10 protein-coding genes are annotated in these 14,206 nt (G+C 45.3%); 9 read left to right on the top strand and 1 reads right to left on the bottom strand.

The annotated features are described in order from the left end of the window. Positions 1-681 (top strand): DUF3313 family protein, encoded by a 681-nt coding sequence (locus ITG09_19160; GenBank protein ID UPR55046.1) that lies wholly within the window; start codon positions 1-3, stop codon positions 679-681. A 4-nt stretch (positions 682-685) separates the two neighbouring features. Further along, positions 686-1,807, top strand: coding sequence for a phospholipase A (locus ITG09_19155; GenBank protein ID UPR55045.1), 1,122 nt, complete (start codon positions 686-688; stop codon positions 1,805-1,807). 125 nt (positions 1,808-1,932) lie between these two features. Here ITG09_19155 and ITG09_19150 read toward each other — a convergent pair whose 3' ends face one another. Then, entirely contained in the window at positions 1,933-3,786 is a 1,854-nt protein-coding gene (locus ITG09_19150; GenBank protein UPR55044.1) for a winged helix-turn-helix domain-containing protein, read from the bottom strand. Positions 3,787-4,018: 232 nt separating this feature from the next. On the opposite strand from ITG09_19150, the gene ITG09_19145 reads away from it, so the two are divergent. From ITG09_19145 to ITG09_19115, 7 genes are all read left to right on the top strand, one after another. Then, positions 4,019-4,654 (top strand): SDR family oxidoreductase, encoded by a 636-nt coding sequence (locus tag ITG09_19145; GenBank protein ID UPR55043.1) that lies wholly within the window; start codon positions 4,019-4,021, stop codon positions 4,652-4,654. 277 nt (positions 4,655-4,931) lie between these two features. Next, on the top strand, positions 4,932-6,044 hold the full coding sequence (locus ITG09_19140) for an NADH:flavin oxidoreductase (GenBank protein ID UPR55042.1): 1,113 nt from the start codon (positions 4,932-4,934) through the stop codon (positions 6,042-6,044). 420 nt (positions 6,045-6,464) lie between these two features. Then, positions 6,465-7,112, top strand: a complete 648-nt coding sequence (locus tag ITG09_19135; protein ID UPR55041.1) for a CatB-related O-acetyltransferase — start codon at positions 6,465-6,467, stop codon at positions 7,110-7,112. A gap of 157 nt (positions 7,113-7,269) precedes the next feature. Beyond that, complete coding sequence (locus tag ITG09_19130) at positions 7,270-7,734, top strand: hypothetical protein (GenBank protein ID UPR55040.1); 465 nt, start codon at positions 7,270-7,272, stop codon at positions 7,732-7,734. A 99-nt stretch (positions 7,735-7,833) separates the two neighbouring features. Further along, a complete protein-coding gene (locus ITG09_19125; GenBank protein UPR55217.1) occupies positions 7,834-9,282 on the top strand; it encodes a TolC family protein in 1,449 nt (482 codons plus the stop codon). Positions 9,283-9,285: 3 nt separating this feature from the next. Beyond that, complete coding sequence (locus ITG09_19120; protein UPR55039.1) at positions 9,286-11,025, top strand: efflux RND transporter periplasmic adaptor subunit; 1,740 nt, start codon at positions 9,286-9,288, stop codon at positions 11,023-11,025. Then, the gene (locus tag ITG09_19115) at positions 11,022-14,165 is read left to right on the top strand and encodes an efflux RND transporter permease subunit (GenBank protein UPR55038.1); all 3,144 of its coding nucleotides are present in this window, start codon (positions 11,022-11,024) and stop codon (positions 14,163-14,165) included. The genes ITG09_19120 and ITG09_19115 overlap by 4 nt, the downstream gene beginning before the upstream one ends. Positions 14,166-14,206 lie beyond the last annotated feature (41 nt).

Raw genomic sequence — 14,206 nt, 5'->3', positions numbered from 1 at the left:
ATGAAACTACATTACCTATTCCCATTGATCGTTTTATTCACTGCTGGCTGTTCAAGCAACATGCCAAATAAACAAGAAATCCAGAGTGTCGATTCAAACCACTACTTCATTGATAGCCAGTTTGATGACGACATGAAAGGGGTATCGTGGATAGCTAAAGACAGCGGTTCACTTCACTTCAATGAGTTTGAATTTACGACCGTTGGCATAAAAAGTTCGGGGATTGACCAGCGAGTATCAAAGCAGGTTCAGTCTCAATTTAAAACACAGCTCCACAAGAAAATGGACGAGAAGCTGGCGACTAAATTACAGGGCTACAAGAACGTAGTGTTGGAGAATAAGGAACTCGATATTAGCGTGATGCTCTATGACATCAATGATATTCCTGAAGACATGCGCGTGACTGAGTTTATCCCTGTTGGCTCTGTTATCGGCGCCATTAAATATGCGGCAGGCACTCGTGACCGCTCGATTCGTATATTGGCGAGTGTAGATCTGAAAGATCATGATTCCTCTCAGCTCATTGGTCGCCGTATTTTCGTCGTGAACGATAATGGCGTACTTGAGAACGATAAATCAGAAATCACCATCGAGATGCTCGATAAAAACCTTGAGCAAATTACCCAACAAGCGGTCGACTTTGCTTTTGAAGTGACTTATCTCGATAAAAAGCAAGGGTAGTGTGATGCAAGCTCGTAAACAAATCATCGCTAGTAAAGGCATCGGGATTGGTGAAAGTCTAGCTAAACACAAAAACACGCTTGCTCTACTGGCTATCGGCCTCGTTGTGAATGCTTCAGCGTATGCCAATACTGGCGGTGCTGAAGAGCGAGCAAATTATGAGCATTGTATTTTGGCTTCATTGGCCAAAGCGACCAATCAACAAAGTATCGAGTGGTTAAAGCAGCAATGTTCATCGCAAGAAATCGTTGCATCAAGCAAGGTGCCTAAGGTTAAGCTTTCCGAGGAATCAAGTGCAGATGACATAAACTCGAACAGTGAAAATGTACTGGAATCTAAGGTCCCTCGATTGAAGATGGAGTACACAACCGAAGATAACCCGTTTGTTATAACGCCTTATCGTTTGAACTACATTTTGCCAGTGACTCACATGACTAACGTAAATACACAGCCGTACGGGGATGAGCTATTCGGAGGTAAAGCGGATGACCTCAGTGATGAAGAGATCAAACTGCAGTTAAGTTTAAAAATCCCAGTGGTCGATGATGGTGTGTTTAATCAAGCGGACAAAATCTATTTCGGTTTTACGCTCAAATCATTTTGGCAGGCGTACTCTTCTGATATATCGGCACCATTTAGGGAGACCAACTATCGCCCCGAGATCTTCTATGAAACACCTTTGAATATAGAGTCGGCTGATGGTGTTTGGTTCTCGCGTTTGGGTTTGGAGCATGAATCTAACGGACGAACAGCAGAGCTTAGTCGTAGCTGGAACCGCGCTTATGTTGGGCTAGGGTATACCGAAGATGATTTTGCGGTGTACTTCCAACCTTGGTATCGAATTCCTGAGTCGAGCAGTAGCGATGATAACCCTGATATTCAAGATTATCTCGGTCACTACGAATTGTCTGGCGCTTACAAATGGGATGGTTTTGAGGTTTCAGCATTGGGCCGTTACAACTTTCAAACCGGTTATGGCGGAATACAGACATCACTCAGCTTTCCTTTGTATGGTCGGTTACAAGGGTATGTCCAGTACTATAAAGGCTATGGAGAAAGCTTGATTGATTATGACTACAACAGTGAAAGGATTGGTGTGGGTATTTTGCTAACCAATGCCTTATAGCGGTTATCGCTTGATTATTAAAGATTAGCTATAAACGATTACTGATTTCAGGGAGAGCCAAAAACACACCGCCTGAGTAAGCGGTGTGTTTGCCGTGTTAATAGCTAATAGCTCAGAGTTGTTAATCATTGGCTGATACCCAATTTGGATTCAATCTCGGTGACGTTACTTTTGAAAAACAGTGTTTGGGCGACTTTCAAAACCACAGAGTGGCCCGATTCCAATATCGCTTCATAGTAATACTCTTCCGCCATTGAAGGGTTGCCTTGAGACTCTTCTATTTTGGCCAATATAATCATAGACATCACACTGTACTCATTCCTTGGAATCAAGCTCAAATAGTAATCGGCTTGGTCTGGATCATCTTCAGTGAGGAAGTAGGCAGCTAACGCGTCATAGACTCGGTAGGAGTTGGCATTGTTTTGAGCATTTAATAACTGTTTTTTAAATTTCTTATTGAGCGCTTCAACCTGCTTATTCTTATTTTTCGATCTCATTATAAAAATGTCGGCAAGCTCATACATATAGTGACTCGACATCACATAATGGTTGTCGGGTTCTAGCTCATTAGCTTGGGCTATCTTAGACAAGGTGTCGGTTCTATCTAACGTCATGAAGGTGAGCCCGAGCGCTTCAAGGGTGAGTTTTAAGGCTTCTTCTTGTTTGGGTAACTCAGAGATTTGCTGCTTCAATATCGATTTTTGAATGTCCAAATTAAATGAATCCAACAGGTCATCAAGCATTGAACGCATTGTCGTGTGGAGTGAAGCTGGGTCAATTAGGTAATCTCGACCTAGGTGTCTGAAGTTAGAAATTCGGTTGAAGTAGGTGATATCAAGGTATTCTCTGTCGCCATCAATTTCGCTCTTGAAACTGATCACATTGGCTGAATTCGGTACCAAGGTTTCATCAATTACGACACGAAAATCGCGATAGGTGGTCAAGTAGCTCATTAATTTATGGATAATGCCGCGCTTGAAGGCATCCGTCTTCAAGTTGTCATCGATACTTACGTAAATGTATCTAGGTTCTAAAGACAAGTAGTGCACAGATTCGTGTGCTTTGTGGGCATCTATATTTTGACTGCTGGCAGTCTGGTTAGAGCGGCTTAGTTCCGCTAATTGATTTGAGTCGGGTTGTGGTTGGTTTGATTCATTAGCGGCGGTATTTAAACTGCTCAAATCGAAGGCGTCCGATGTAGGGCTAGTCGGCTTTAACATCCACCAAATAAGTCCAAGCGCAATAACTATAACGCCTCCAAGTATCACAGCACGAGACGTTCTTTTTTGAGGTTTATTTGCTGCGATAGGCGCTTGTTTGTCGTTAGCAGTCTTATTTACAGATGACTGTTGAACGGACTGAATTGTACTCGAATCGCTAGATTTTGAATCAACAGGCTCTTGCGAAGCAGGTTGTTTTGAGGTGGGTTTGATTGAACTCTCTTTAGATTCTTCGAGTATGGTTTTGGCCGTTGAGCTTTGTTGACTGTTGCTCAGACTCTGACCCGTAACCGATTCTGCTTTTGTTTCGACTTGTCTTTTATCCTCCCCAAAAACTGGTGAAGTATCGGGTGCGTTTGTCTGAATTGAAGGAGAGGGTTCTACATCTGCGACCGACACGGTATTTGTTGTGACGCTAGCAGGCACCAAGATGGTTTTGTGGACATCAACATCCAATTTATAACCGCGTTTGGGCACGGTGATGATGTGTCCCATGGAGTGTCGTTCAGCCACTTTGAGTATTTTTCGCAGTTCAAAAATGGCTTGTGTGATCACCTGATCCGTCAAGATTGAGCCATTCCAGACTTCATTAATGAGCTCATCTCGTGAAAATACAATCTTAGGATTTTGGCAGAAAAAGTTGAGTAGTTTAGATAAGCGATTGTCGATAATCACGTCTTCTTCGTTCATGACGAGTTTGTCTTCATCAGGAATAAATAACCACACGTCGAAAGAGTATTGAATGCGTTCTTTTTTCATAACCACCGAGACTAAGTCATTGTATTAAAATTACTTTAGTAGACATGTTGAGGCAATTCAATTAACCAATGTTTAAATATGATAAGTGGTCGTGCTTTTGGGTAGAGTTAGTGAGAACCAGCAAAAACTTAAAAATAACATTGAGACTTATTCTCATTTATTGATCTCGATAAAGGAACGGTTTAGATTGTCTGGTTAGTATCACTACAACATGAATATTATGAGGTTTTTTATGAGTACGGTCGTTGTATGGGGAGCAGGAAGTGGGCTAGGTGCTGCAATTGTTGAGCATTTTCACAAGCAAGATTATCAAGTGATAGCCATTGCGAGAAACCCAGAGAAGAACACGCGTTTAGCTGAACTTGGTATTACTACACTTCGCTGTGATGCTACCGATAAAGAACAAGTTGAATCTGTGGTTGCTCAGTTACCTAAATCTGCACTTATCGTTTCTAGCATGGGCAGCTTCAGAGCTGACATTCCTGTTGATTACATTGGGCACCGACATCTAACAGACGCGCTTGAAGCCAATGGCATCGCTCGATTTGTACTAGTAACGTCGTTGGGTTGTGGTGACTCTTGGCAGTATTTGTCGGAGCGATCTAGAAAAGGGTTTGGCGCGGCGGTTCGTGAAAAGTCGTTGGCTGAAGCTTGGTTAGCCTCGAGCTCTTTGGATTACACCATCTTACGCCCGGGTGGCTTGTTAGACGGTGAGGAAACTGGCAATGGTGAGCTTTCCCAGCAGGTCGAAGTTCATGGTGTGATTTACCGACAAGAAGTAGCACGACTTATTGAAGCTTTGCTAATCAATGAAGCGAGCATTGGGCAGATCTATCAGTGCGTTGATCCTACGGTTAAATATGGATAACGCTGTTAAGTCTGATTTTTACTAAATCCTTCAAGCTATAAGCCTATAAATCCGTGAAGCCGTTTAGCAAAACTAAGCGGCTTCTGTTTATTCCTTTGTTTTCTCTAGCTCCTGTTTTTCTATTCTTTTGCTGTCTCTTTCTACCTTTTTCCATATGAGAGTGCCGCTCTCTTAATCTAGATTAAGTTTTCCCTGTCTTATTCTCTGTAGTATCCGCCTGAATCAGTGCCCATGCTTAATGGGTAACTCGCGTAATACGATTTTGAGAGGAAGACACTTGAGCACTTTGTTTACAGAAACCCACATTGGCAAGATGACATTAAAGAACCGCTTCATGAGAAGTGCAACGTGGGAAAATATGGCCACCGAAGATGGGCATATGACAGATAAACTTTACGCTATCTATGAAGAGTTGGCTCAAGGTGAGGTCGGCTTGATCGTCACGGGTTACGCGAACATCGTTGAAGAAGAAAAGCCGAATGCGGGCATGATGGGGATGTATAACGACTCATTTATTGAAGAGTATCAAAAGCTGACTCAACTGGTTCATGACAACGACTCCAAAATCGTGATGCAATTGGCTTATGGTGGCACCAAAACCACGCATGATCTTGGCGAACGAGTGATTTACGCACCAAGTGAGGTTCCAGAAAAAGGAACTCAAACACTAGGCAAAGCGATGACCAAAGACGAGATCGACTACATTGTTGATGCCTTTGCTCAAGCGTCTTTGAGAGCAAAAAAGTCAGGCTTTGATGGAGTTGAAATTCATGCCGCTCACACTTACCTGATTAATCAGTTCTTAAGCCCTTACTACAACCAACGTGAAGATGAGTACGGCGGTAGCTTAGAAAACCGAATGAGATTCTTGTTAGAGATCTATACCGCGACGCGTAAGCTGGTGGGTGATGATTTCCCTATCTTGGTTAAGCTTACAGCGTCGGAGTTTTTTGAAGGTGGCGTGACCTTCGACGAAACACGTATTGTGTGTAAAAAGCTTGAACAAGTGGGCGTGGATGGCATTGTCGTGTCAGGTAATATTCATGGCAAAGCAGACACCATGATTGGCGAGTCGCACGATGGTTTTACCATTCAAGCTGAAGGCTACTTCCACGAATATGGTCACGCGATCAGCCAAGACGTTAATATCCCGGTTATCACGGTTGGCGGCCTGACAGATTTCGATGCTATCGAAGCGATTGCAAACAATACGGGCATTGAGTACTTCGCGCTTTCAAGACCGCTGCTTTCTGAACCGCATTTAGTTAAGCGTTGGAAAGAAGGGGATAGAAGCCCTGTTGAATGCGAACGATGCTCTAAGTGTCGCACTAAGCGCGGTAACTTCTGCGTGGTGAATAAAGACAGAAAAGTACAGCTTGCTCGAATGTAGTCGCTGAACCCAGCTTCAAGCGTGAGCCGAAATTTATAGCCGAGTCTAAGTTTGAGCCTGTGTAATCGCGCAGGCTCTTGTTTATTCCGTATTCAACGAAACGAAATTTGAAACCTTATTAACCACATCTTCCTGTCAAATTGGCGCGATGAAACAGTTACAATACCCCTGTAAATTATCTAACCAAGTTATCGATAAAAAACTGAGCAAACTTTGAAACTACTTCCTCTTCTTAAGCAACCTCGAATCCACTGACGCTCTTTAGTTTTAGCGACATTGCTATGATTTAAGTGTGATAACCACTATTCATCCCATTGAACCCTGTGTTTATAGGGTGTTAGTTGGTGCGCCTTGAATTTGCATCGTCGAACATTTTGATATTGAAACGAATAAAACTAAATAGATCATTCAGAGGTAAAAATGCAAAAGAAGCATTGGTCCAAATTCGAGTTACTGCATGAAGTCGTAACCAACCCTAATATTCACGTAAAAGGTCAACACAGTTATTACAGCGATTGTTGGGATTACGGGTTTGAGCGTTCTGTTGTCCGTTATCTGCATGGTGACGAGGTCAGTCGCCAATGGGAACCGCGTTGGGAAATCGATGAGCTCTACATCGGTGATTACGTCTGCATTGGTGCTGAAGTCGTGATTTTGATGGGTGGCAACCATACACACAGAGTTGATTGGTTTTCGCTGTATCCATTTATGGATGTGATCGAAGAAGCCTACATTGGTAAAGGCGATACTCATATCAACGATGGGGTTTGGCTAGGGATGCGTGCCATGATCATGCCGGGCGTAACCATTGGAGAAGGCGCAGTAGTGGCGGCGAACAGCGTGGTAACCAAAGACGTCGCACCCTACAGCATTGTCGGTGGCTCTCCAGCGAAGTTAGTTAAACACCGCTTTGATAAGTCTATTATCGAAGAGCTAACCTCAATAAAGATATACGACTGGCCACCAGAAAAGTTTGAAGCGTTGAGGAAGCACTTGTGTGATTCTGATTTAACAGCGCTTAAGAATGCGATGGCTGAATATGATATTCATAAGTTGTTGAATACTTAATCGTACCCAACAAAAGGGTCACTCCATTGCTTATGGAGTGACCCTTTTGTTTATCTATGCAGCAGTCACTGCTATTTTTATCAAATATTTACCCTTCATCATTGACCTTACCCTTAGGGTAACCTTTATAGTTACTCTATAAATTTAAAGGTTAGCTATGACAAACACACTCCGAACAACTTGGATTACTGTTTTCAGCATCATCGCGATGTTGATGTCTATCTACGCCTCAAGCTCATCAGCCATGATGACTGAAGTAATGATGATGGAAATGAGCTCGGGTAAATCGGCTTGTTACCACAACGATGCGTCAACTAATGACTCAATGGCGGGATGCCATGTGATGAGTGAAGAAGTACACGCCGAACACTCTAATATGAGTGCTCATGACTTGATGGCTCAATGCGACATGTCTTCAATGAGCGAAGACGGCGGCCACATGATGGGTAACCATTGTTCGAGTGCCGATTGCTGCGCCTCAGTGTGTTCTGCAACTTCTTATCCAATTCAGGCTGTTCAAGCCGCCAATCCCTTTGTCTCTTCACTAGCTCGTTTTCAATCTGTCATTATTGGGCAGAAAGTCGCGCGCGCTCAATCTTTGTTACGCCCACCCACCGCATAAATCTATATCTAAAAACATAGCGATATCAGAGTTATAAATCTGATACGCCGATCTTTTATATGCGTTATTTAACGCTAGATATGGACATTCATTGTGAATATAAAACCAACAACCTCCGTGTTTGGACTAAGCGCGAGTGTCGTGGTCGCTGCTGCCTTTGTTTCGAGTGCTGCTTTTATTTCAACCAGTGCTTTAGCTGCTCCTACTTCAACACAAGCCGATCAACAGAGTTCAACACAGCAACTCTATACATTGATTGAGATAGCATTGAGCCAAGACAGCAATCGCAAGCAGTACTTTGCTCAGTCGCAAGCGATGCGGGAAACCGGTATTGCCAGCGCGACCTTAATGGATCCGAAATTGAAAGTCGGATTTGGCGGACTGCCAGTCGATAGCTTCCAGTTTGATGAAGACCCGATGACCAATATTTCGGTCGGTCTAATGCAGCAATTCGAGCGTGGCGATACGCTAGACCTCCAGCAGAAAAAGGCGGGTCAGCAAGCGGATGGATTAGCGCTTCAAGTTCAGGCTCGTGAACTTACCGTTGCTAATAGCATGACGCAGTTATGGCTTGAATTGGGTTATCAACAAGTCGCTGAAGGTGTGATGCGTGAAAACCGACGCCTTTTGGTTGAGCTAGAGAACTATGTACAAACCAATTACTCGATTGGCAAAAGTGAAGCGCAAGATCTGCTTAATGCTCAGCTTCAAGTCAGCAAGCTTGATGAAAAGTTGCAAGCCAATCAGCAAGTTCAACGCCGTCTGATCTCTCAACTGTCTGAGTGGCTCGGTTCTGACTGGTTAGGGAATCAAGCGATTAGCTCTCAGGCTCTTGGTTCTAAAGGGATACTTCATGCGACTAATCAAATTGATTGGTCGTTATTGGAAAGCAAATTAGCAACCAACAACGATGCAACCAAGCACTATCAACTGTTGATGGAGCATCCGCTCGTTAAGATCACGGACGCGACGATCTCATCCAATCAAACACAAGTTGAGCTAGCCGAGCAAGCGTATACACCTCAATTTGGTGTGGAAGTGATGTATGCCCATCGACAAGCGAACAACATGGCTGGAGAACCGGCTTCTGATCTTGTCAGCGCTTATCTAACAGTCGATATCCCTCTGTTTACGGGGAACCGACAAGACAAGAATTTGTCTGCGGCTCAGTACCAAGTCGGCGCAGCAAAATCCCAAAAAGACACCTTACTTTCCCAAATGAACGCGCAAGTGAATGCGTTATTGGTGGATAAGGCGAACCTCACCCAGCGTTTAGAACGCTATCAAAGCACCTTGTTACCTCAGACATCCGCACGAATTAGTGCGGTGGAAAGAGGTTATCAAAACAACACCGCACAGTTTAACGATGTTATTGCAGCAACGGCGGATGAACTGGCACTCCAGCTTGAACAACAACGCTTAATCACCGATCTCAACATCGTAAATAGCAAGCTGGCATCGCTGGTCAGTGGCTTTGACTATCAAGTTAATGAACTGCAACTCAACACAAGCGCAACTCAAAACAACAGCCAATCAATAAAGGAATAGACAATGAATACAGTAAAAGTAGCGACTATCGCTTTGTTGGTCGGTGGTGCATTGGGTTTTGGTGTGAATCACTTCGTCGTTGGATCAGCGCATAACATGTCAGCGATGGCAGGTATGGAGGGAACGAAATCCAAAGCTGACGAAAGTAATGAACCTCAGTATTGGGTTGCACCAATGGACCCAAATTATCAGCGAGACAAGCCGGGTCAGTCACCTATGGGGATGGATTTAATCCCTGTTTATGCCGATGACTTAAGTGGGGGTTCAGACAAGGCAGGAACCTTATTTATCGACCCGTCGATAGAAAATAATCTTGGAGTCAAAACAGCGAAAGTTAATTTCGAAGCGCTGTCTCCTCGGATTGAAACGGTTGGTTATGTGGCGTTTGATGAAAGTACATTGTGGCAAACCAACGTAAGAGCAGCTGGCTGGGTTGAGAAGCTTTATATCAATGCTGTCGGTGAGAAGGTCAATAAGGGCGATGTGTTGTTCACTCTTTACTCGCCAGAGCTGGTAAAGGCACAAGAAGAGTTACTGAGTGCTTATAAAACGGGTCGCAAAGGATTGGTCAAGGGCTCCACTGAACGCTTGATCACCTTAGGTGTAGATAAAGCACAGATAAGGTCCATCGCTCGTAAAGGGAAAGCCTCGCAAACCATCGAAATCAAAGCGCCTGCGGATGGTGTGATCGCTAGCCTGAATATTCGAGAGGGTGGTTACCTTTCGCCTGCTCAAGCGGTAATCAGTGCAGGGCCTCTAAATGAAGTGTGGGTTGATGCTGAAGTCTTTGAACGCCAAGCACACTGGATCTCGTCAGGCAGCAATGCAGTGATGACGCTAGATGCCATTCCTGGCAAAGAGTGGTTGGGTAATGTCGATTACGTTTACCCAATCCTTGACCCAAAAACTCGAACCTTGCGCGTTCGTTTGAAGTTCTCCAATCCAAATGGCGAGCTTAAGCCAAATATGTTCGCCAATATTGCGCTGAAACCGATCAGTGATGAAGCAGTTCTTACTATCCCAAGATCGTCGGTGATTCACTCCGGTGGTATGACTCGAGTGGTGATGTCAGAAGGTTCTGGCAAGTATCGTTCTGCTCGTATTGAAGTTGGTCGTGAAGCTGGCGAAAAAATAGAGGTGCTTCAAGGGCTAGAGCAAGGTGAGAACATTGTCACTTCTGCGCACTTCATGTTGGATTCTGAATCGAGTCAATCGGCTGATCTTTCACGCATTAACGGCGTTGAAGAAGAAGCCGAAACCGTGTGGGCGAACGGTGAAATTTCCGATGTTATGCAAGGCAGCCGCATGGTGACGATTAACCATCAGCCCGTTCCAGAATGGGATTGGCCGGGCATGGTGATGAACTTCACCTTCGCTGAAGGCTTAGATATGAGAGACGTTAAGCTTGGTCAAGTTATTGATTTTGAGATGATCAAAACGGAATCAGGTCAGTATGAAGTCGTTGACTACAAGGTAAGCGCTCATCAAATGGCGAGCGAAGTGTGGGTAAAGGGAGACATCACTATGCTGATGGCGGACTTCGGAATGATCACTGTAAATCACAAGCCAGTGCCTGACTGGGATTGGAAGGCGGGTGAAATGAACTTCCAAGTAAGTGATGACCTTGATTTATCCGAGTTTACCGAGGGGCAAAGCATTCGGTTTCTAGTGGCGAAGCAGGGTTCTGATTATGTGCTCAAATCTCTCGAACCGACGAATAGCACGGGTGAGGGCACATTATGATCAATGCAATCATTCGTTGGTCCATCAGTAACCGATTCTTGGTTCTGGTTGCCACGGTCGCCATCGTATTTGGTGGCTTATACAGTGTTAAAAATACACCTGTTGATGCCATTCCAGATCTGTCTGATGTACAGGTGATCATCAAAACCAGCTATCCGGGGCAAGCGCCTCAAGTAGTCGAAGATCAGGTGACCTATCCGCTCACAACGGCGATGTTAGCCGTTCCGGGTGCAGAAACGGTTCGTGGTTACTCGTTCTTTGGTGATTCCTATGTATATATCATCTTCAACGACGATACCGATATGTACTGGGCACGTTCTCGCGTGTTGGAATACCTCAGCCAAGTAGCGCCTAACTTACCATCAAGTGCTAAGCCAACATTAGGACCAGATGCAACCGGTGTGGGCTGGGTATACAGCTATGTACTGCAAGACAAAACTAGTAAGCACGACTTGGCGGAACTTCGTAGCCTGCAAGACTGGTTCTTGAAGTATGAGCTGCAAACCGTTGAGGGCGTGTCTGAAGTCGCGACTGCCGGTGGCATGGTGAAGCAGTATCAAGTACAGATTGATCCTGCCAAATTACGTGCTTATGACCTAACGCTTCAGCAAGTCAACAAGGCGATCCAAGATGGTAACCAAGAAACGGGAGCCTCAGTGGTTGAGATTGCTGAAGCGGAGCATATGGTTCGTACAACCGGTTACCTCACAAGCATCGAAGACATTCAATCACTGCCACTAAAGGTGACCGACAAAGGCACACCGCTGTTATTGGGCGATATTGCTGACATTAACCTTGGCCCGCAGATGCGTCGTGGTATCTCTGAGCTGAATGGTGAAGGCGAAGCCGTTGGTGGCGTTATCGTGATGCGCTTTGGTGAGAATGCCAGTGAAGTGATTGATTCTGTTAAGAGTAAACTCGCAGAGCTGCAAGCGGGATTACCAGACGGTGTCGAAATTGTCGCGACTTATGACCGTTCAACCTTGATTGGTTCTGCGGTAGAAAACCTATGGAAGAAGTTGGCAGAAGAGTTCTTCGTGGTTGCGATTGTGTGTGCGCTGTTCCTCTTCCATATTCGTTCCTCACTGGTTATCGCACTGAGTCTGCCTGTCGGTATATTAGGGGCGTTTATCGTGATGCATTGGCAGGGCATTAACGCAAATATCATGTCTCTCGGTGGTATCGCGATTGCGATTGGTGCCATGGTTGATGGTGCGATCGTAATGATAGAGAACGTTCACAAGCACATAGAACGAACACCTCTGACCGATAAGAACCGTTGGCAAGTAATTGGTAAAGCGGCAGAAGAGGTGGGTGCGCCGCTGTTCTTCTCCCTGATTATCATTACTTTAAGCTTTGTTCCTGTATTCGCGTTAGAAGGCCAAGAGGGCAAGATGTTCTCGCCACTCGCGTTCACCAAAACGTATGCAATGGCAGCGGCTGCAGGCTTGGCTATCACGCTTGTACCAGTGCTAATGGGTTACTTCATTCGTGGCAACGTGTTACCTGAGCATAAGAACCCAGTGAATCGCAGTTTGGTCGCGATGTATAAGCCGCTGCTTAACTTAAGCCTCAAATATCCAAAGGTGATGATTGTGATTGCATTGGGTTTGATGGCTTCTGCGTATTACCCAACTAGCAAGCTTGGCAGTGAGTTCATTCCTCCTTTGGATGAAGGTGACTTGATGTACATGCCGACTACTTACCCGGGGATTTCGATAGGTAAGGCGCGTGAATTGCTGCAGCAAACCAACAAGCTGATCAAGACCATCCCAGAAGTTGAAACCACATGGGGCAAAATCGGACGTGCGGAAACGGCAACCGATCCTGCACCACTCACCATGATTGAAACCGTTATTCAGCTAAAACCTCGCGATGAATGGCGTGACGGCGTCACTACGGAGTCATTACGTAAAGAGTTCGATGATCTGATTCAGTTCCCGGGTTTGACTAACGCATGGGTTATGCCAATCAAGACTCGGATCGACATGTTGGCGACTGGCATTAAAACACCAATCGGAATCAAGATAGCAGGACCGGACTTGAGTGTTATTGAGAATATCGGCTCTCAGCTTGAACCTATCTTGAACGGTGTTAGCGGCACGGCTTCTGTGTATGCCGAACGTGTGGCTGGTGGTCGTTATGTCACGATAGACATTAAGCGTCGTTCTGCTGCTCGTTACGGATTAAGTATCAAAGAGGTTCAGCAGGTTATCTCGACTGCAGTGGGTGGGATGAATGTTGGTGAAACCGTTGAAGGGCTAGAGCGTTACCCGATTAACGTGCGCTACCCGCAAGATTATCGTGATTCTGTCGTGAAGTTGCAGAGCTTGCCACTCGTTACGCCAAACGGTGCTCGTATCGCTTTATCTGATGTTGCGGATATTCGTTACGAAGATGGCCCGCCAATGATTAAAACAGAGAATGCACGTCCTAATGGTTGGGTATTCGTGGACATTGATGGGCGTGACCTTGGTTCTTACGTGGCAGAAGCGCAGCAAGTCGTTGCCGAGCAAATAGTATTGCCTGCAGGTTACTCACTCGCATGGTCAGGTCAATACGAATACATGGAACGCGCCAAAGATCGCCTGAGTGTGGTAGTGCCTATCACTATCGCCATCATTATGTTGCTGCTGTATCTGAGCTTCCGCCGTGTCGGTGAAGTGATGATGATCATGCTGACATTGCCGTTAGCCATGGTGGGTGGTTTGTGGTTGATGCACTACCTCAATTACAACTTTTCTATTGCAGTTGGTGTCGGCTTCATTGCGCTAGCGGGCGTTGCGGTTGAGATAGGTGTGATCATGTTGGTGTACCTCAACCAAGCGTGGCATTACAAAAAGCTCGATGCAGAACAGAACCAACAAACACTTCAGCAAGCTGATCTCACAGATGCCATTCGTGAAGGGGCAGGGCTTCGTGTGCGTCCAGTCATGATGACGGTTCTTACGGTCATCATTGGTCTAATTCCAATCATGTATGGCGAGGGTACTGGTTCGGAAGTGATGCAACGAATTGCCGCGCCAATGATAGGAGGAATGGCGTCTGCACTGCTGCTTACTCTACTGGTGCTGCCCGCAATCTTCAAGCTCTGGAAGCAGCGTGATCTCACTCAGAGCCAAAACGAGAAAAGTAAATAACGTACTGATTATAAAGCCCTTACTTGCGAGATAGGAGTAAG

Origin of the sequence: Vibrio cyclitrophicus, from assembly GCA_023206055.1 — a bacterium.
GTDB lineage: Bacteria > Pseudomonadota > Gammaproteobacteria > Enterobacterales > Vibrionaceae > Vibrio > Vibrio cyclitrophicus_A.
The sequence above is the reverse complement of the archived record's forward strand: the minus strand, read 5'-3'. Positions and strand labels throughout refer to the sequence as shown.

Excerpts from the sequence above, each read along its gene's own strand:
- ITG09_19120 (UPR55039.1), top strand. The coding sequence starts at position 9,286 with ATGAATACAGTAAAAGTAGCGACTATCGCTTTGTTGGTCGGTGGTGCA.
- ITG09_19155 (UPR55045.1), top strand. The coding sequence starts at position 686 with ATGCAAGCTCGTAAACAAATCATCGCTAGTAAAGGCATCGGGATTGGT.
- ITG09_19115 (UPR55038.1), top strand. The coding sequence starts at position 11,022 with ATGATCAATGCAATCATTCGTTGGTCCATCAGTAACCGATTCTTGGTT.
- ITG09_19145 (UPR55043.1), top strand. The coding sequence starts at position 4,019 with ATGAGTACGGTCGTTGTATGGGGAGCAGGAAGTGGGCTAGGTGCTGCA.
- ITG09_19135 (UPR55041.1), top strand. The coding sequence starts at position 6,465 with ATGCAAAAGAAGCATTGGTCCAAATTCGAGTTACTGCATGAAGTCGTA.
- ITG09_19160 (UPR55046.1), top strand. The coding sequence starts at position 1 with ATGAAACTACATTACCTATTCCCATTGATCGTTTTATTCACTGCTGGC.
- ITG09_19130 (UPR55040.1), top strand. The coding sequence starts at position 7,270 with ATGACAAACACACTCCGAACAACTTGGATTACTGTTTTCAGCATCATC.
- ITG09_19150 (UPR55044.1), bottom strand. The coding sequence starts at position 3,786 with ATGAAAAAAGAACGCATTCAATACTCTTTCGACGTGTGGTTATTTATT.